This window comes from Shinella sp. M27, assembly GCF_049199905.1.
In the GTDB taxonomy this organism is placed as follows: Bacteria; Pseudomonadota; Alphaproteobacteria; order Rhizobiales; family Rhizobiaceae; genus Shinella.
Genome location: NZ_JBLZPK010000043.1, coordinates 1 through 269, shown reverse-complemented (window position 1 = coordinate 269; position 269 = coordinate 1). Strand labels below are relative to the sequence as shown.

1 pseudogene is annotated in these 269 nt (G+C 65.1%); it reads right to left on the bottom strand.

The features are described 5' to 3' along the window. Positions 1-269, bottom strand: a pseudogene (locus ACOZK4_RS17230) (alpha/beta hydrolase); the annotation flags it as partial.

Here is a 269-nt window from a genome sequence, read left to right as displayed (position 1 = left end):
TCTGGTCGATAAAACCGCCAAAATCGGTTTCGGCAAGCACCCTGTAGGCGGACGCGTAGCAATCCGGATCGTTTTCCGCATCGCGCGCGCGAAGCCGGTCGATGATTTCGGGGTTCTTGTCCTGAAAGGCCTCCGTCAACCAGCGGGAAAGCGAGGCATTGTGGTGATCGGCGGGCGTGCCGGCCTGGAGAGCGGCCAACCGGGCAAGGACGCGCTCTCGCTCCTCCGGCGTGCGCCCCGCAACGGTGGACAGGAGAACCAGCCGCCGC